Source organism: Rhodohalobacter barkolensis (assembly GCF_002834295.1).
Taxonomy (GTDB): Bacteria; Bacteroidota; Rhodothermia; order Balneolales; family Balneolaceae; genus Rhodohalobacter; species Rhodohalobacter barkolensis.
In genome coordinates this window covers 902,540-920,763 of the sequence record NZ_PISP01000001.1, presented here as the reverse complement: position 1 = coordinate 920,763, position 18,224 = coordinate 902,540, and the positions used below count along the sequence as shown (strand labels likewise).

The 18,224-nt window shown below is 40.2% G+C and carries 17 protein-coding genes; 15 read left to right on the top strand and 2 right to left on the bottom strand.

Going from position 1 to position 18,224, the window contains the following annotated elements; genetic code table 11:
- Positions 1–3: 3 nt before the first annotated feature.
- Genes CWD77_RS03820 through CWD77_RS03810 form a run of 3 tightly spaced genes read left to right on the top strand, consistent with a single transcriptional unit; the run spans position 4 to position 4,465 of the window.
- Positions 4–1,707, top strand: a complete 1,704-nt coding sequence (locus tag CWD77_RS03820) for a PilN domain-containing protein (protein WP_101071892.1) — start codon at positions 4–6, stop codon at positions 1,705–1,707.
- A gap of 14 nt (positions 1,708–1,721) precedes the next feature.
- Positions 1,722–2,576, top strand: coding sequence for a type 4a pilus biogenesis protein PilO (gene pilO, locus CWD77_RS03815; protein ID WP_101071891.1), 855 nt, complete (start codon positions 1,722–1,724; stop codon positions 2,574–2,576).
- A 17-nt stretch (positions 2,577–2,593) separates the two neighbouring features.
- Positions 2,594–4,465, top strand: a complete 1,872-nt coding sequence (locus tag CWD77_RS03810) for a type II and III secretion system protein (RefSeq protein ID WP_165779066.1) — start codon at positions 2,594–2,596, stop codon at positions 4,463–4,465.
- Positions 4,466–4,546: 81 nt separating this feature from the next.
- On the opposite strand, the gene CWD77_RS03805 is transcribed toward CWD77_RS03810, so the two are convergent.
- On the bottom strand, positions 4,547–5,362 hold the full coding sequence (locus tag CWD77_RS03805; RefSeq protein WP_101071889.1) for an alpha/beta fold hydrolase: 816 nt from the start codon (positions 5,360–5,362) through the stop codon (positions 4,547–4,549).
- A 269-nt stretch (positions 5,363–5,631) separates the two neighbouring features.
- On the opposite strand from CWD77_RS03805, the gene CWD77_RS03800 reads away from it, so the two are divergent.
- Both CWD77_RS03800 and CWD77_RS03795 read left to right on the top strand, forming a co-directional pair.
- Entirely contained in the window at positions 5,632–6,438 is an 807-nt protein-coding gene (locus CWD77_RS03800) for a lysophospholipid acyltransferase family protein (protein WP_101071888.1), read from the top strand.
- Positions 6,439–6,444: 6 nt separating this feature from the next.
- Positions 6,445–8,028, top strand: coding sequence for an alpha/beta fold hydrolase (locus CWD77_RS03795; protein ID WP_133120172.1), 1,584 nt, complete (start codon positions 6,445–6,447; stop codon positions 8,026–8,028).
- A 7-nt stretch (positions 8,029–8,035) separates the two neighbouring features.
- Here the strand turns inward: CWD77_RS03795 and tadA are convergent, their stop codons facing one another.
- Positions 8,036–8,512, bottom strand: a complete 477-nt coding sequence (gene tadA / locus CWD77_RS03790) for a tRNA adenosine(34) deaminase TadA (protein ID WP_240596710.1) — start codon at positions 8,510–8,512, stop codon at positions 8,036–8,038.
- 73 nt (positions 8,513–8,585) lie between these two features.
- Here tadA and CWD77_RS03785 point away from each other — a divergent pair, with 73 nt between their 5' ends.
- From CWD77_RS03785 to trpB, 10 genes are all read left to right on the top strand, one after another.
- Entirely contained in the window at positions 8,586–9,134 is a 549-nt protein-coding gene (locus CWD77_RS03785) for an adenine phosphoribosyltransferase (protein WP_101071886.1), read from the top strand.
- 63 nt (positions 9,135–9,197) lie between these two features.
- Positions 9,198–9,647 (top strand): hypothetical protein, encoded by a 450-nt coding sequence (locus CWD77_RS03780; RefSeq protein ID WP_101071885.1) that lies wholly within the window; start codon positions 9,198–9,200, stop codon positions 9,645–9,647.
- Positions 9,648–9,659: 12 nt separating this feature from the next.
- Complete coding sequence (locus tag CWD77_RS03775) at positions 9,660–10,880, top strand: hypothetical protein (protein WP_101071884.1); 1,221 nt, start codon at positions 9,660–9,662, stop codon at positions 10,878–10,880.
- A 326-nt stretch (positions 10,881–11,206) separates the two neighbouring features.
- Positions 11,207–12,673 (top strand): anthranilate synthase component I, encoded by a 1,467-nt coding sequence (gene trpE, locus CWD77_RS03770; RefSeq protein ID WP_101071883.1) that lies wholly within the window; start codon positions 11,207–11,209, stop codon positions 12,671–12,673.
- 28 nt (positions 12,674–12,701) lie between these two features.
- Entirely contained in the window at positions 12,702–13,697 is a 996-nt protein-coding gene (gene trpS, locus CWD77_RS03765) for a tryptophan--tRNA ligase (protein WP_101071882.1), read from the top strand.
- A gap of 70 nt (positions 13,698–13,767) precedes the next feature.
- Positions 13,768–14,331, top strand: a complete 564-nt coding sequence (locus CWD77_RS03760; protein ID WP_101071881.1) for an anthranilate synthase component II — start codon at positions 13,768–13,770, stop codon at positions 14,329–14,331.
- A gap of 54 nt (positions 14,332–14,385) precedes the next feature.
- Positions 14,386–15,423: an anthranilate phosphoribosyltransferase gene (gene trpD, locus CWD77_RS03755; protein ID WP_101071880.1), complete on the top strand. Its 1,038-nt coding sequence runs from the start codon at positions 14,386–14,388 to the stop codon at positions 15,421–15,423.
- 1 nt (position 15,424) lies between these two features.
- The gene (gene trpC / locus CWD77_RS03750) at positions 15,425–16,213 is read left to right on the top strand and encodes an indole-3-glycerol phosphate synthase TrpC (protein ID WP_101071879.1); all 789 of its coding nucleotides are present in this window, start codon (positions 15,425–15,427) and stop codon (positions 16,211–16,213) included.
- 31 nt (positions 16,214–16,244) lie between these two features.
- Positions 16,245–16,910, top strand: a complete 666-nt coding sequence (locus tag CWD77_RS03745) for a phosphoribosylanthranilate isomerase (RefSeq protein WP_101071878.1) — start codon at positions 16,245–16,247, stop codon at positions 16,908–16,910.
- Between the two features lie 93 nt (positions 16,911–17,003).
- A complete protein-coding gene (gene trpB, locus CWD77_RS03740; RefSeq protein ID WP_101071877.1) occupies positions 17,004–18,191 on the top strand; it encodes a tryptophan synthase subunit beta in 1,188 nt (395 codons plus the stop codon).
- Positions 18,192–18,224: the final 33 nt, after the last annotated feature.

Here is an 18,224-nt window from a genome sequence, read left to right as displayed (position 1 = left end):
CGGATGTTTAAATCTCGTGAATATATTGGCATTAGTCTTGAAGGCGATCATCTTAAGATAGCCCGGATTAAGCCTCATAAAAAAGGTTTTCAACTTTTGAGGCTGGATAAATTGAAACTAATTGATCCTATAAAATCTGAAAGAAAAGAGTCTGCATTGGAGGAAGAGATCTCCAGTGAAGATGTTTTTAATGAAGAAGATTCTGATGACATTTTCGGACTGGATTTAGACGAAGATGAGGATGATTCAGGTCTGGATGAACTTGCTGAGATTGATTTAGATGATCTTGATGACTCTCCAATAAAAGATTTTGAAGAACCGGACCTTGTTGAAGAGTCTTCCATGGTTAAAACCAATGAGGAACTCATTGTTCAGTACCTTGATGATTTTAAGAAGAATAAAGTACAGCTTTCTCTCAATATTGAAGCGGGAAATACAATATTTCAGATTGTAAAGACTGAAAATTTTAAAGAGCTGAAGAAAAAAGAGGTGCAGCAAGCTGTTACTGAAAAGCTTGAAGCAATTTATGGAACAGAGCCTAATAAAGATCTATATCAATATTTTCTAAGGGATAATGGTAATCTGGTAATTGCATCCATTGATGAAGAGTCACCTACACTTCAATTGGTGAATCGAGCAACGGATCGTTTTGGTGAGAAATATTTTATCAATGATGTTGTACCGGATGAAGTAGTAATGGTTGGGCTCTTCAGAAATCATTACGAAAAAGAGGATCAAAAAATTACCGGTTTAGTACAGTTCAGCCCCGATAAGTGCCGGATGGTTTTTGTGAGGGGACACGAAATACTTCAGGTATCTCCGGTAATCAATGAAGGTACGAACGACAAGAACTTCCTGAATACCATATTTTCAAAAGTACTTTTTCAATTGGATACCGGTGAAATTCCCGGTCTGGATCGATTTGTGATCTATAACAATACAATTGGTGAAGATGCAACCGATTTCTTCAGAAAGAATTTTCCTGATCTGAAAGTCGAAGACTTCAGATTTGATTCTGAACTGATCACTTACGAAGAAGGAATTAAGGATATCATTCCCGGATATACAACGGCAATCGGGATTGCCACTACTGCTGCAAATATCGGGAATAGTGAATACCCGACTGTTTCTTTTCTGCCAGAATATATTTCGGACCGACAGAAAATATTTAAACTACAGTGGCATGGCTTTATTCTGTTGGTTTTAATCGGAGCCAGTCCGATTGTTCTGAACCATTTCTACCAACAGTATGCCGGTGAGATTGAACAGCTTGAGCAGCAGAACAATCGTTTACAGAGTGAAATTCAGCAATTACAACCCTTAGTTGAGGAATCAGAAGAACTGACAATGCAGTTGGGCCAGATGCAAAATCAACTGCAGCTTTTGGGCGATCTGAGTGCGGAAAATATCAAATGGTCCGTTACGGTTGATCATTTCAATCGTGCAGCGGAGGAAGTTGGCGGACTTTGGATCAACTCCTTTAGGCAAAATAATGACGTTATTATGGTTGATGGATATTCATTGAACCGTGAACGTATTCCTCAATTGGCGAATCAGTTTGATTCAGTTACTCTGCTTTCTGTCAGCCGTGAAGAGGTGCGGGAAAGAGAGGTCTTTTTCTTTAATATGATGATTCGGTCTGTCATTGAAGATGAAAATATGTATACACCTGATAATGTTCGAAGTCTTAATGATTTAATAAACTAAATTAGAAAAAGTCTATGTCGTACGGTCTTCGAAATACACTCATTTTACTATTGGCACTGTTGGTTATCAACGGAGGGGGGTATGCATATATGCATTTCATACAAAAGGCTGAAATTGAACAGCTGGAAGAACAAAAGGGAAACCTGGAGCGCGACTATGAACAAGATCTTCAAGTCGCTGAACAAGTACCATTGCTCCGTGAACAGTTTGCCGAAGCATCATCGATTATAGAAGATTTTGACAAAACTATTTTCTCAAATAATAATGCCGACGAAATCTTTCGGTTCTTGTCGCTCATCAATGAGGGGTCAGGGGTGAATTTTAACTTTACTTTTGTTGACTCCACAAGTTCTGAACAGTATGGTGTAATAAATTCAGAAATTAACGGTTCCGGGGCCTATAGAAATGTGGTTCGCTTTATTAATGCTATTGAGTACAGCGAACCTGTTCAAAAAATTGATGGAATTTCACTCACTCCATCAGGCGAGGAAGAAGGGTATCAAAATGTTAATTTTACGTTTCGTTTACAGAGTCATTACGATCGTGTAGGTGTGTTCGATAACAATAACCAAACACCCGATATTGCTTTCAGAACGAATGAGTCTAACCAGAATCCATTCTTCCCGCTAATTCGAAATGTTCCGCCAAACGAGGATAATCTTCCAGATGTGGATCAGAGCCGAATTGTCGGTTTAACATCTACGGCTGTCTATTTGATGGATCAAACCGGCAGTATGGTTACACTTCGTGAAAATGACAGAGTTTATTTAGGAAGACTTGAACAAATTAATATGCAACAAGGATCTGCCACATTCAGATTAAACAGAGGTGGCATCATTGACGTGGTTACAATGGAGGTACAACGATGAAATCAATCAAACATAAAATGAAAAGTACAAAAACAGCAGCCTTTTTGATTCTTATTTTCATCGCTTCATCTGCGATTGATATCACGATGGCTCAGGATCGTATGCCAAGGGAGTATAGCAATCCCGATGAAATGATTGCATTTGATCGGCGTACCACGTTTACTGAAGCAATTGATGTATTGAATCAATTTGCACAGGACTATGAAGATAAATTCATTATTGATAAAACCGGTTACACCGGCCCAATTGGGGTAACACTGCCTGCCATGCACTGGCGAGATGCATTGGATTACATTCTTCGGGTTCAGAATTTTGTAGCTTTTGAAGAGGCTGACTTATATGAAATTGTGACAAAAGAGGAGGCAGATGCACAGCAGCAGGTACAAAGAAGAGGTGAAGAGCCTGCACCGGGAGCTGCAACACCCGAAGGTACCGATTCAGAGCTATTGATCAATACCGGAACCCGGGAAATCCGCATTAACGCTACGTTTTTTGAAGGCAGTAAGCGTGCTCTTCGCGAAATTGGTGTTGACTGGTCTACATTAACAAGTGGAGTTCCTGAAAACCTGAGTGATCTAGTTAACCAGGAAGGCGGAGGCGGTGGGGGTGGTTCCGAAGGTGGACAGTTCCCAACGGCAGAATTTGAAAACAGTTTTGTGAATATCAATGCCAGAGGTGCTCAGAATGTATCTCAGAATGTGTTCAATTCCATAGTGAATTTTGGTGAAGTGGGTAGCAGCGGGATTGAAGTACAGGCCCTTTTCAGTGCATTTGAAGCTGATAACCTGGGACAAATTCTTGCAACACCTTCCGTTAAAGTGATGAACGGAGAACAGGGTAGAATTCAGGTGGGTGAAGACTTTTCAATTAAACAGAGAGACTTTGCCGGTAACGTTACCGATCAATTTTTCAGTACGGGTACTATTCTCGAAGTTACACCACAAATTGTAGAGTATGCAGATACGACACTGATATACATGGAAATTGAAGCAGAACGTTCATCTGCTCAGCCCGATCCTGTGAGTACCGTAATTAGTAAACAGACTGCAAGTACTCATGCTCTTCTTTTAGATGGAGAAAGCACGGTGATTGCCGGGCTGTACCGTACGGAGGAGGCAAAAGTTCGTCGTGGAATTCCAATCCTGAAGGATTTGCCCGGTTGGTTTTTCGGCCTAAAATATCTCTTTGGCTACAATTCATCAGATATTCAGGAAAATGAGCTGATTGTTCTTCTGCAAGCAGAACTTGAAGACCCGATTTCTGAGCGATTTGCAAAACAGTTTCAGTCACAACAGGATCTTGTCAATCAAGCTCAGCAGCGTCATAGAAATCGTTTTGAATATATTAGTCCAGAATCACCGGAGCCAATTCTTGGATCAGGTATCATAGATGATTCTGACACTCAAAATGAGTCTGAAGAGGAGGTGACTACAGATAATGTAAATGTAGTAGAGGAAGAAGTTGAGTTAAGAACTACACCTCAAACGGTTAATCCCGAAGAAATTAGTAGAATGAGAGCTGAACTTGAATCACGTCAGTTGCAAGAAGGTGCTGTTAGAGGTCGTGACCTGTCTCAATACTCCGGTGAGTGGCGAGAAGTGGAAATGACGAATATGAATGGAGATTACAGCAATCTTGAATTTTATGTAATTGGCGGTTCATTCCTCGTAAAAGATAATGCAGATCGTTTGTTTGCCCGAATGGTTGATAGAGGTTACGATGCTCATATGCTCTATAACCCGGAATCCGATTATTACTTTGTAGCCTATGAAGGATTTGAAGATCCGGAAGAAGCCATTGCTTATACTCGTGAAATTCAAGCCGATGTTCAGGCAGAGGCTTGGTTATCGAGAATTATCAATGAAACTCGATTGGATAGAAGCAGATAGTTGGATTAATTTCGAATGGATACACAAAAAACCTGTCAGAATTTAGATATTCGACAGGTTTTTTTATGCTTGATATAATGCCTATGCTGATTCTGCATCAGCAACTTTTTGAGATTGGCGTTTTAAATATTCCAAGGTAATGCGATTGAATTCATCAGGTTTATCCACATTAACGACGTGGCCGCTTCCTTCAACAACTACTAATTTGCTGTGGTTAAAATCCTTGATCATCTTTTTAACCGGAGGAAGAAACATATGATCCTCTTCGCCCATTATGTAAAGGGTAGGCGCCTCCATCTCTTTCTCTTTAAAATACCTCAATAGCGGATTGACATCATAGGTTAACCTAAACCATTTTAAAAACTCTTTACGGGCAAGATTTTTAGCGTCCTTCACGAAAAGTAATCGAGATTCTTCATGATTCTTTTTTGGCATGATTACCCAGGCAAAAAGTTTATAAAGCCAGATAAAAGGAACCACTTTTTTAAATGTATGACCGAGCCAAACCAAAACTCTGCTGCGAACATCCAATCGTGTAATTGCACCGCACATGATGGCGGATTTCACAACTTCGGGTTTTATTTCAGCTATCGAACGTATGATAATCGTACCCAGGGAAACACCCACAAAATGAGCTTTTTGAATACCCATATTCTTTAATACTTCAAGCACGTCATGACTAACAGTTTTAAATGTGTACTTCTCCTTGTAATACTTCTTCATTGTACTCATCTCTTTAGACTTTCCGTGTCCTCTGAGATCAACTAACAGCACGTTGAATTCATCTTTGTAAGCTTTCAGTTGCTGAAACCAGATCGATGATGAACCGCCTGCACCGTGGACAAAAACCACCCAGTCCCGATCATCACCATTGTAAAATGACTTACTGTATAGCATTAATGCTTGATAGCAATTTTATGGAATTTCTGTTTTGATAGGATAACGTGTTAAAATACAAATAAGATCCCCTAATGTAGAAAATGTTTACGGATATCAAGGAATAAAAGCATTCAAATGAAGAATTGAGTCATCCTATTCCCCGGAACAGCTGGGCAGTATTTAGATTTTGTAAGATCCACAAAATGTCTAAAGATAAAAGTGTTTAAATGCTACGAATCAGCAGTTATAAATCTGTTCTTTAATAGATAAAAAGTTATTTTTGTGGCATGAAATTTTTAAGGGCACTTTTTAAAACTTTTTCTACAATTCTGGCAACTCTTTTTCTATATGGATGTTTTGCTATCGGACACCTTTTCTTAAAATTATTCAATGCAGAAACGGGCAAATGGAGAAACTATTGGCTGAATCTTTGGGGTATTGCAGTGTGCAGAATTATGTCCATCAGGGTACACGTAGTAGGAAAGATTCCAAAACCGCCATTTTTCCTGGTCAGTAATCATCTCAGCTATGCAGATATCATGGTCTACCATAAAGTATTGGATACAACCTTTGTTGCTAAAGCAGAAATTAAGAATTGGCCAGTCATCGGTTCCATGGCAAAAACACTCGGTGTTATTTTTATTGATCGAAGACGTAAGTCGGATGTAGCGAGAGTAAACAACTTGGTTGCCAATCAAATTACCTCACATAAAGGAGTTGTACTATTTCCTGAGGGAAGAACTTCAAGTGGAGAGAATATTCTTCCGTTTAAACCTTCCATCTTAGAGCATCCTGCCAGAAGTGATATGCCGGTTCATTATGCATATATCGATTATGTTGCCGGACCTAATGATGAAGATGCAATAAACAGTGTCTGTTGGTGGGGGGACTCTACATTTGGAAGTCATTTTTTTAAATTTGCAGGGAATCGTTCAACAGATGCTTATATTTATTTTGGTGATCAGTCTGTGAAACGAAACGATCGTAAAGAGTTGGCTGCTGAACTTTTTCACAGAGTAAAAGATTTGCATAAAACCTATTCCAGCAGGATCGAAAGAAAAGATTTAAGTCAGGAAGTAGAGCGCTCAAATTAGAAGTCATTGATTAAGAGAAATAGATATATCCTGGTTTGGTTATTCGTAATGTACCTTTTTCTTTTGGGGATGTCGTGGTTTGTGCAAATCAAATTTACCTTTCCCGAGATACCGGGAAAGTATCAGAAAAGTGAAACGATCCAAGTAGATGATCATCAAACTGAATTTATATTTCATGAATTAGGAACTGAGAATGAACGAAGTAAATCTACACTTATCATCATTCCGGACGTTTATTATGAATACGACGCCATTCTTCCGATAGCTGAGAAGTTGAGTGAAAAGTATCATGTGATCATCCCGGAATTAAATTCACTGCAAAACGGCACAAACTCAGATCGATTTACCGTTGAAAGTAAAGCAGATATTCTGGATCGATTTGTAGCTCATCTTCAGATTGATAATTTTCATTTAGCAGGAAATGGATATGGAGGGTTGGTAGCAGTTGAGTCAGCCCTAAAATCTCAGGATCGAGTGCAGAGCCTAATTTTAATCGGTTCTTTGGGAGTACAGGAATTGCGATTTTTGGGCAATCATCATATCAACAGATCTCTCTACAGTTTGTCACGCCCGTTTTTGAATCTCTACAAATATACCTTTCCTCATTTCGGCAGATATCATCAACAAAAGTTTAACATTAACTATGTTGATGCCATGAGGAATCTGGATCAAAGAGATTTTCGTGATGATGTAAAGAAACTGGATCAGCCGGTGTTGATAGTCCATGCAGAAAATGATCAGAACGTACCGCTTTCAACTGCAAAGGAGACATATCGATTAATTCCTCAAAGTAAACTGATATTTTTTGAGGGAGATCAAAATAATAATTTATTAAATCACAATCGGTGGTCAAATGAAATTAACCTGTTTCTGGATGATGTTGAAAATCAGCGTGCGATAACAAAAGACTCTGCATCTGAGGAACGGATTAAAAAGGCAGAAGAACCCTTCAATGCAGAAGATATTGAAGCACTACAGGGCAAAGCACTGATCGTTATTATTTTACTCATCATGTCTTTTACCATTTTTAGTGAAGATCTAGCGGTAATTGCTGCCGGACTGCTCACAGCTGCAGGTATTCTGCCATTCTTTTATGCAGTTTTGAGCTGCTTTTTAGGAATTTTGATTCTGGATACAAATATTTATTGGCTGGGTAAAAAGGTGGGTAATCCTGCATTAAAAAGAATTCCTTTTAAGTGGCTCATCAAAGAGGATGATCTGAACAGGGCTCAAAATCTATATGAAATGTATGGGATGGAACTCCTGTTTGTTGCGCGGTTTATTCCGGGAGCTCGATTTCCGATGTATTTTGCTGCAGGCTTGTTAAAATCAAGCTTTAAAAAATTCTTTATTTACTTTTTCATATCAATAGCTGTGTGGACGCCTCTATTGGTTGGCATTACCGTTTTAATTGGTCAACCAATGATTCAATATCTCAGCGTTTATCAGGATTATGCATTCTGGATTCTGTTATTTACTGTTTTAATCATTTATTTGGTGGTTAAAGTGGGTATACCGATGACAACCGTTCGAGGAAGAAGACGTCTGTTGGTAAAATGGTCTCGGTATTGGCAAAAGTGGGGGAGGTAAAACGTTCTTAACGTCTCGCTTCAAAAAACTTTTTCAGGAGATAGCGACAATCTTCTTCCATGATGCCGTGAATAACTTCAGTTTGGTGGTTCAAATTTTTGTTTTGAGCAATATTGAACTGTGAACCACATCCGCCGGACTGCTCATCCAATGCGCCAAAAACAACGCGCTTCAGTTTAGACCATACAATAGCCCCACTGCACATTGTACAAGGCTCCAACGTTACGTAAAGTGTACAATCGGTCAGATATTTCGTCGAGAGTGTATCACAGGCGGCAGTGATTGCAATCATTTCTGCATGAGCGGTGGGATCTTTGAGTTGTTCAACCTGATTATATCCTCTGCCTACAATCCTGTTTTCCTGTACAACAACAGCTCCTACAGGTATTTCATCTTGCTTAAAAGCTTTTTCGGCCAACAAAAAAGCCTGAAGCATAAAGTTATTGTGAAAATTTTTATGAATAGGGCTATTTCCATTAAACATTTGCGCCAAAAAATATTATGTTTAGTCCTTTATAATTATTCGTAAAAAATTTACAACGGGATTGGTAAAGGGGATGTCATTAACTGATACTCACAGTTCACTGAAGAAGATACTGAAAGATAATATTCGTTCGGTGAAAGATTTTCCAAAAAAAGGAATTGTCTATAAGGATATTACGCCTTTGCTGAATGACAGATATCTTCTCGAACTCACATCCAGAATGTTAGCAGAACCTTTTCGGGGTCATCATATTGATTATGTTGCCGGATTGGAATCTCGGGGATTTTTATTCGGTACCAACCTGGCCCAAGATCTTCATGCCGGATTTATTCCTATTCGGAAACCCAAAAAATTACCGGCAGAAACCGTATCTGTAGAATATAAACTTGAATATGGAACAGATATCCTTGAAGTTCATACAGACTCCATCAACCCGGGGGATAATGTACTGATTCATGACGATCTGGTTGCCACCGGAGGATCTTCAATGGCCGCTACAAAATTAATCGAAAAATTGGGCGGAAATATCGTCGGTTATTCATTTGTTATGGAAATAGAAATTTTAAATGGGCGAGAAAATCTTGATCAAACGATCCCATTTCACTCTATTCTAAGCGTTTAAGAAACAAAAGAACATCTTTTGAATATAAACCAATAATCACTAAAACATCATAAACTAACTACTATGGCAAAACCAACAATTACCACACTCGCAATGTGTGTTGCTATCTTGTTTGGCGCTGCAGCTTGTGGACCTTCGTTAGTTATTCAGAATGTAGACTATTCACAGCCGATTGAAAGCGTGCTGAGTCCGGATTCTAATAATGACGTTCACGACCAGCGATATGCAATCAAGTTCAACGTATCGAATCTTCTGGAAGAAGAGGGAACTTCATCCGTTGATGAAATTCGTCTGATTCGCAACAATGCGGGTTACTACTTTGTTACCGCTGCCGGTTTCAACAACGTATATGTTTTTGAAACTGATGAAGGCGAACTGAAACTGGAAAATAAAATCGAGATTACAGAGCAGGGGTTGGGACAACCGGCTTTTAATCAGCGTGATGGCTTTATCGAACTCGTTGACAGAGCATCCGGCGACACCTATAATCTGAATCACGAAGGACGAAACTAAGAGACTAATACAATGAAGAAAACAATTTACAATTCACTCTCTATATTAGCTGCTCTTTTATTCGTTGTTAGTTCAACAGTTGTTGCTCAGGAGTCTGATTATCAAATTCAGGAAGACTTCAGGGCAGACTACTCAGAACTCGTTAACCGGGTAGATAACGCAGTTAGTTCAGAAGACCTCGAAGGCTTAAATGCCGATATTGATGCATTGGAAGCAGATTATTCCGAATACTCATCAATTATTGATGCCGCTATATATCCTGATACCTTTTCAGAAAGAATGGATGATTTGAGAAGCCGCTATGCAGCTTCCGATCAAAACATTACTGTAATTGAAGAGCTTAATGAGCGCATCCGCGGATTGATGGAAGATCTGGATCAATTCAGGGGACAAATGACTGAACTGGACGAGGAGCAAGCTGATCTTAAAGAGCAACTCGACCGTTCTTCAGCAAATGAGCGAAGACAGGCCGCACTGATTCGTCAGTACAGACAGAATCTGGAACAGCGAGATGCTTTCGTAACAGAATTTTTAGAAAATCTGATGACGAAGTATCAATCAATGGACTCTTCAACACAGTCTGAGATTGCTGATGCAGCAGAGCGCATGGAAGATAATCCGGTTGAAGTTCTGAAGACTATCATTTCAGAATACACAAATATTGCAGATCAGGGTTCAGACCTCTCATCTGCCGACTATCTGGGTATGCGCGCGCAGCACGGCTATTTCGCTGATGTGTGGGACAGAATCGGTGACCAACTGACTAATACATTTGCACCGGATTCTCCGGTACAAGAGCGTCAGGAAGTTTCTGATATGCTCGCAGCTTGGCAGGCAAGTATAGACAATAAACTCTGGAATGCGCTGTCAACATCGTTCAATCAGAACGGTATTGAGTTAGACTCATTTACCGGTTCCGATGAATTTATTGATGCACTTGGAGTATACGTGAGAGAATCTTCTCAGGCAGCTGTTGAATCAAATAGTGAAGAGGATTACGAGACATACAGAAACTTTGCCAATTTCTGGAATTCTACTGTTAAAGGACAGTGGGGCGAGGTATTGGTTCAGGGTGATGTTCTCTCCCCATCTCAAATGGCTGAGATTGATGTAGAACTTGGTACATGGGGTGAAAATGCACCTCCAACATCTAACCTGATGTTTATCCTGTTCCTGATCAGTCTTGCTGTTATCATTGGATTGGTAGTACTTTTAGTAACCAAGAAAAGCTAAAGTCTGATTTAGACATTAAAGCATTTGAAGCCGATCTCATTAAGTTGAGATCGGCTTTTTTTAACCTGACTTATTGAAGGGTTTTATGTGAATATCCATTTACAACTTGAAATAACTGAAAGCCGATAATCTTCAACATTTCAGTTGCATTTCATTTCTTCAAGCAATAGTTTCTTCCTGTATGAATAAGCAAAACGTACATAACAGTTGGTGGTGGCCCGCGCGAAAATATTCGGCAGTGGAATCACTATGATGTAATTACGTTTTAGAAAGATTTGTTAAACCCGCTGCCGTATTACGGAAGCGGGTTTTTTTATTTAAATATTATGGATTTTAAAAAGTTTAAGGAATTAGCAGACAGATTTACGGCCATTCCCGTGTACCGCAGAATGATGGCTGATATTTTGACCCCGGTTTCACTTTTTCTATCAATCAGAGACGGTGCTACCTACCCATTTTTATTTGAATCGGTTGAAGGGGGTGAAAATCTTGCCAGATACTCATTTTTAGGCTCAAATCCTTATCAAATACTCTCCTTTGATGGAAACGATGTTACATTGAAAAGTGAAGGGAAATCTTCACCCGAATCAATTTCTGAGGACTATTTTTCGGCTTTAGAGCGTTTGACATCTAAACACAGCGAACCCAGATTACCTGAACTTCCCAGGTTAACGGGCGGGGCTGTTGGTTTCTCATCGTATGATACTGTGCGTGAGGTCGAAGTACTGCCCAATACACCAAAAGACGATTTAAATCTGCCAGAGGCAATCTGGGCTTTTTATGATGAAGTGTATGCATTTGATCACGTGAAGCAGCAGATTGTGTTAATGAAAACGGTTTTCGTGAATAAAGAGTCTGATCTTGAACAAGAATACAAGAAAGCACAGAAAGCTCTTGATGAGATGGAGCAAAAAGCGAATCGTTATCCGGAGGCAACAGGACACTTTGAGCTGCAAACGGATCAATTGAAAAGCAATATTGTAGAGACTCGCTTTCATGAAATTGTAAATAGAGCAAAAGAATACATTTATGAAGGCGACATATTTCAGGTCGTACTATCTCAGCGATTTGAGGTGCCATTTAAGGGCGATAAATTTACACTTTATCGAGCTCTTCGAATGGTAAATCCATCTCCCTATCTCTTTTTTCTTGAATTTGATGACTTTACATTGGTGGGATCTTCGCCGGAAGTACTGGTTCGGACTACAAACAGAGAAGCCCGCCTGCTCCCAATTGCCGGAACACGTCCGAGAGGAAAAACGCATGAAGAAGATCTGGCACTGGAAGAGGAATTAAAAAATGATCCGAAAGAGATAGCTGAGCACATTATGCTGGTTGATCTGGGGCGGAATGATCTCTCCAGGGTTTGTAAATCGGGCAGCGTCAAATTGGAAAGAAATATGGCCATTGAACGATTTTCTCATGTAATGCATATCGTATCAGATGTGGTTGGAGAACTTTCTGATGATCAAAGTTCAGTTGATGCACTAAAACAGTGTTTCCCGGCCGGAACGGTTAGCGGGGCTCCAAAAATCAGGGCAATGGAAATTATTGATGAACTTGAACCTACCAAACGCGGACCTTATGCCGGTGCGGTTGGTTACTTCGACTTTTCCGGAAATATGGATACCTGTATTGCCATTCGCACAATGGTGGTAACAGATCAATCTGTTTTTATTCAGGCCGGTGCGGGAATTGTTGCAGACAGTAACCCCGCAAATGAATTTGAAGAGACAAAGAACAAAGCGGGTGCTTTGATTGAAGCATTAAGCGTAGCTTTAGAAATTACTTAACACAATAAGTACAGAAAAACATCTACTCATGACGAAGAAAAAAACCATTTTATCAGGAATTCAGCCATCCGGTAAACTTCATATTGGTAACTATTTTGGTGCCATGCGTCAGCATATCAAGATGCAGGAGGAGGGAGATGCGTTCTATTTTTTGGCCAATTATCATTCGTTGACATCACTCAATGATGGAGATTTGTTGAAAGAGTATACAACAGATGTAGTTCTCGATTACCTGGCTCTCGGTCTTGATCCCGATAAATGTACTTTTTTTGCACAGTCTGATGTACCTCAAACCACAGAATTGGCTTGGATACTGGGTTGTTTAACCCCGGTCTCTTTGATGGAGAAAGGCGTCTCCTATAAAGATAAAATTGCCAATGGGCTGAGTCCGAATATCGGATTATTCTCATATCCCATTTTGCAGGCAGCAGATATCCTGATATACCACTCAAATCTTGTTCCCGTAGGTGAGGATCAAAAGCAAAATATTGAAATTTCGCGTGATTTAGCCGGTAAACTCAATCGCGCATATGATGAAGAGTTACTTCGCATACCGGAAGAGTATATTGTGAAAAGTGTTGCAACGGTACCCGGAATTGATGGGAGAAAAATGAGTAAATCATACGACAACACCATCAATATATTTGCGGAAGGGAAAGACCTTAAAAAACGGGTTATGGCCATTCAAACGGACTCAACCGCACTTGAGGATCCAAAAGATCCCGAAACCTGCAATGTCTACTCATTGATTAAACTTTTTGCTGATAAGGATAAGCAGAAAGAAGTAGCTGATAAGTATAGAGCCGGTGGATATGGTTACGGTCATGCCAAAAAAGAGCTTCTCGGATTAATTGAAGAGTATTTTGCAGATGCGAGAAGCAAAAGGAAAGAACTTGCTAACGATATGAGTTACGTCAACGATGTTCTTCGTGAAGGCGGAATTAAAGCACGGGAAAGAGCAGAAGAGGTAATGGAACCGATTCGCTCTGCAACAGGTTTATTCAGAAGTTTTCAGTACCCATAGCAATCAATTTTAAAAATAAGTGGAATTCCTTCTCATTACTTATTGCTCAGACCGTTCGACCCTTTAGCATATGGTTTTAATTATCGATAATTACGACTCTTTTACTTATAACTTGGTTCATATTGTTGCCTCGGTTACGGATGACTATAAAGTGATTCGCAATGATGCTATGACTGTGGATGAAATTCGTGAACTAAACCCATCTAAAATTTTAATATCCCCCGGCCCAGGCAGACCGGAAAATGCAGGGATAACTGAGGAGGTTATTCGCGAACTGGGATCGAAAATATCCATTTTGGGCGTTTGCCTCGGGCACCAGGCAATCGGGAATGTGTTTGGAGCTAAAGTAGTTCACGCACCTACTCTGATGCACGGTAAAACGTCCAATATCAATCATGATGGGAAGTCGGTATTTAAGGATGTGGATGAACATTTTATCGCCACAAGATATCATTCACTTGCTTTAGACTTCTCAACGATTCCTGATGAACTGGAAGTTACCGCAGAAACAGATGATCATGTTATCATGGGAGTGCGTCACAAGGAGTACCCAATTGAAGGAATTCAGTTTCACCCCGAAAGCATACTGACTACTGAGGGTCCGAAGATTGTTAAAAACTGGATTTTGAGTTGAAACAAATGTGTATCAGTTGTTTAGTAAATCAATATTTAATTGGAATAAATTGTTTTGAGTAAAGAGTTTACAGCGTTATTAGAGAAATTATCTATACAGGAAAATTTACTTCCCGAAGAAGCTACATTTGCAATGAAAAGCATTCTGAACGGGAATGCGTCCGACGCCGAGGTTGCTGCATTTCTGATGGGAATGAGAACAAAAGGTGAAACAGTCGTAGAGTTAACGGCTTTTGTGGAAGTGATGCGGGAAGCCTCAATTGTAGTGGAGGTCGATACAAAAGGTGCGGTTGATTTATGCGGAACGGGAGGTGATAAGTCCGGAACGTTTAATATTTCTACTGCAGCAATGTTTGTAGTAGCAGGAGCCGGTGTTCCGGTATTAAAGCATGGAAACCGAAGTGTTTCCAGTAAAAGCGGGAGTTATGATGTATTGGAGGAGCTGGGAGCTGTTCCAAACCTGAATAAAGTACAGTCTGAAAAGATGTTCAATGAAACAGGTATGGTTTTTATGTTTGCTCCGAATTTTCATCCTGCGATGAAGTATGTGATGCCGGCCCGTAGGGCAATGAAACTGAGAACTTTTTTCAATATGCTGGGACCTCTCTTAAATCCTGCAGATGTGGAAAATCAGGTGATTGGCGCCTTTAGTCATGAAGCGGCCGGTATGATGGCTCAAATTCTTGCAAATTTAGACACTAAACGAGCCTACACTCTTAACGCTCATGATGGACTGGATGAAGTGACCTTGACCGGGCAGAGTGAAATTTTCGAGCTTCAATCTCATCTTTCAAACGGATCTGTAACGTTTGATCCTAAATCATTGGGTTATGAATGGGTTGAACCCGAGGAGCTTTTGGGTGGAGATGCGGAAAAAAACGCTGGCATAATCAAAAATATTATGAAAGGTGAATCTACAGACGCTCAACGAAATATTGTAACGTTGAACGCTGCATTTGCAATTCATGCTGCAGGGGCAACCGACACTTTGGAAGAGGCAAATCGTAAAGCCGTTAAAAGCGTTGAGACAGGAGAAGCCTTGCGCAAATTGAATCAGTTTATCAAAGAATCTCAAAAAGTGTCTAAAGCCTGATATGGCATCCATACTCGAAAAGATCACGGATCAGACGAAAGAAGACCTCAAAAAGAGAAAGCGGGAAGTTTCATTTCAAGATTTTGAAAGTTTCCCGAGGTTTGAGAATCAACGGAAGTCATTTTCAGAGGCTCTTAAAGTAGATCATTCAGTTTCCATTATCGCTGAAGTAAAAAAAGCATCTCCATCAAAGGGGCTGATCCGCCAGGATTTTGATCCCTTGAAAATTGCAGATCGTTATATAGAATCCGGTGCATCAGCTATTTCAGTGTTGACTGACGAACCTTTTTTCCAAGGTTCACTAAAATATCTGGAGCGTATTTCAGAGATAAGTCCAATCCCGTTGCTCAGAAAAGACTTTATTATTGATCCCTATCAGGTGAAAGAAGCGCGGGCTTATGGAGCAGACGCCGTTTTGCTTATTGCAACAATTTGTGAGGGAAGCCAATTATCAGAATTATTGGCAGCCGTTAAAGAGATGGGTCTGCAGGCGTTGGTTGAGTGTTATCACCAAGAAGAAGTAGAATCTCTAAACTGGGATGAAATTGAGATTGTAGGTGTGAATAATCGTAATTTGAATACGTTTGAAGTTGATCTTCATCGCGGAATTGAACTGCTGAAATTGGCACCGGAAGGTGTTGTCAGAGTTTCAGAGAGCGGTATTCATAAAAAAGAGGATATCCGGAAATTGCAGGAGAATGATATTCATTCAGCTTTAATCGGTGAACATTTGATAAGACAATCAGATCCCGGGAAGGCACTGAATGAACTTTTAGGCATCAATAATTGAAATTTGAATTCTACTACAGAAACCAGGAAGTATGTTTGCTGAACCAGAAAACAGAACGAAAGTCAAAATTTGCGGTTTAACCACACTTGAAGATGCACGATTCGTATCCGGAGCGCTGGCTGATTTTCTTGGATTTATATTCTATCCGGAAAGTCCTAGATATGTGGAACCTGCTAAAGCAGGTGCTATTATCAATTGGCTGGAAGGACCGGGAAAGGTTGGTGTTTTTGTGAATCAGCCGTTGGATGATGTAAATAGCATCGCTAAACAGACCGGTGTTGATTATGTTCAGCTTCATGGAAATGAATCACCGGATTACTGCGCTCTGGTTGAAAAACCGATCATTAAAGTATTTCACGTAAATAGTGAAACGACAAGAGATGATCTCGTGGAACAGATTGATCCTTACGTTGAACACGTTGAATTCTTTCTTTTTGATAGAAAAGTAGATGGAAAATGGGGTGGGACCGGTCAGACATTTGATTGGAATATTTTGAAGGAGATCTCAAATGAAAAACCATTTTTCCTTTCAGGTGGGCTGAATCCTGAAAACATAGAAGATGCCATTAAGAAAGTTCAACCCTATGCCGTGGATCTGTCCAGCGGACTGGAAGAATCACCGGGATTGAAAGATTTTGATAAAATCGAGCTTTTCTTTGATAAAATGCGCGATATATGGGAAGAACAGGAACTTTAATGATCTCTGTAGTGTCAGAAATGGAGGCATCCCGACGCAGAAGATTCTACCTCATTTGAAAAATCATACTACTCAATATTTTCAATAAAGATTATGAAGTATACAGCACCTACAAAACAAGGATATTTTGGAAAATATGGGGGCAAATTTGTTCCTGAAATACTCATTCCGGCATTGGAAGAACTGGAAGAAGCTTATTTGGAAACGCTAGAAGACCCCATTTTTCAAAAAGAATATCACGACCTGTTACAAGAGTATGTGGGTCGACCTACCAAACTTACTTTTGCCAATCGTTTAACTGAATACTACGGTAAAGGGAAGATCTACTTTAAGCGGGAAGATCTTTGTCATACCGGTGCTCACAAAATAAATAATGCGATTGGTCAGCTGTTGCTTGCCCGGAAAATGGGCAAGACCCGGATTATTGCCGAAACGGGAGCGGGGCAGCACGGTGTAGCAACTGCAACGGCTTGTGCTAAGTTCGGTTTTGATTGTGTGATCTACATGGGAGCAGAGGATATGGAGCGCCAAAAGCTGAATGTAGAACGCATGCGTCTTCTGGGAGCAGAGGTACGGTCAGTTGATAGCGGATCAAAGACACTGAAAGATGCAACCAACGAAGCGATTCGGGATTGGGTGACAAATGTAGAGAATACATTCTACATCATAGGGTCAGTGGTTGGGCCTCATCCTTATCCGATGATGACAAGAAACTTTCATCGAGTAATTGGTGAAGAAACTAAAAGTCAGATTAAAGAGAAGGAAGGCAAAATACCTGACTATCTTATTGCCTGCGTTGGAGGTGGGAGTAATGCAATAGGTTTTTTCTATCCTTTTATTGAGGATGAAATGGTCAAAATGATCGGTGTTGAAGCGGCAGGTCTCGGAGCCGAAACGAATCAAACGGCTGCAACCATTACAAAGGGAACGCCCGGAGTATTGCACGGTTCCTTAAGTTACCTTCTTCAGAGTGATGAAGGACAGATTCAGCTGGCACACTCTGTAAGTGCCGGTTTAGATTATCCCGGAATTGGACCGGAACATGCATTTCTGCACGATTCCAAAAGAGTTCATTATTATGGTGTAACGGATCAACAGGCGATGGATGCTGTGAAATTAGTATCGGAAAAAGAGGGGATTATTCCGGCTATTGAAACGGCTCACGCACTGGCCTATCTGGAAAACCTGATGCCAATGACTCAAAAGGATGAGATTATCGTTATCAACTTTTCGGGAAGAGGCGACAAAGACATGAAAACCATCTCTGAGTGGTTTGCCTGATCTGATCAATACGTCATTAGAAATAGAATTTAT

Coding starts and splice junctions, on each gene's coding strand:
- CWD77_RS03820 (WP_101071892.1), top strand. CDS start 4: ATGTTTAAATCTCGTGAATATATTGGCATTAGTCTTGAAGGCGATCAT.
- pilO (WP_101071891.1), top strand. CDS start 1,722: ATGTCGTACGGTCTTCGAAATACACTCATTTTACTATTGGCACTGTTG.
- CWD77_RS03810 (WP_165779066.1), top strand. CDS start 2,594: ATGAAAAGTACAAAAACAGCAGCCTTTTTGATTCTTATTTTCATCGCT.
- CWD77_RS03805 (WP_101071889.1), bottom strand. CDS start 5,362: ATGCTATACAGTAAGTCATTTTACAATGGTGATGATCGGGACTGGGTG.
- CWD77_RS03800 (WP_101071888.1), top strand. CDS start 5,632: ATGAAATTTTTAAGGGCACTTTTTAAAACTTTTTCTACAATTCTGGCA.
- tadA (WP_240596710.1), bottom strand. CDS start 8,512: ATGTTTAATGGAAATAGCCCTATTCATAAAAATTTTCACAATAACTTT.
- CWD77_RS03785 (WP_101071886.1), top strand. CDS start 8,586: ATGTCATTAACTGATACTCACAGTTCACTGAAGAAGATACTGAAAGAT.
- CWD77_RS03780 (WP_101071885.1), top strand. CDS start 9,198: ATGGCAAAACCAACAATTACCACACTCGCAATGTGTGTTGCTATCTTG.
- CWD77_RS03775 (WP_101071884.1), top strand. CDS start 9,660: ATGAAGAAAACAATTTACAATTCACTCTCTATATTAGCTGCTCTTTTA.
- trpE (WP_101071883.1), top strand. CDS start 11,207: ATGGATTTTAAAAAGTTTAAGGAATTAGCAGACAGATTTACGGCCATT.
- trpS (WP_101071882.1), top strand. CDS start 12,702: ATGACGAAGAAAAAAACCATTTTATCAGGAATTCAGCCATCCGGTAAA.
- CWD77_RS03760 (WP_101071881.1), top strand. CDS start 13,768: ATGGTTTTAATTATCGATAATTACGACTCTTTTACTTATAACTTGGTT.
- trpC (WP_101071879.1), top strand. CDS start 15,425: ATGGCATCCATACTCGAAAAGATCACGGATCAGACGAAAGAAGACCTC.
- CWD77_RS03745 (WP_101071878.1), top strand. CDS start 16,245: ATGTTTGCTGAACCAGAAAACAGAACGAAAGTCAAAATTTGCGGTTTA.
- trpB (WP_101071877.1), top strand. CDS start 17,004: ATGAAGTATACAGCACCTACAAAACAAGGATATTTTGGAAAATATGGG.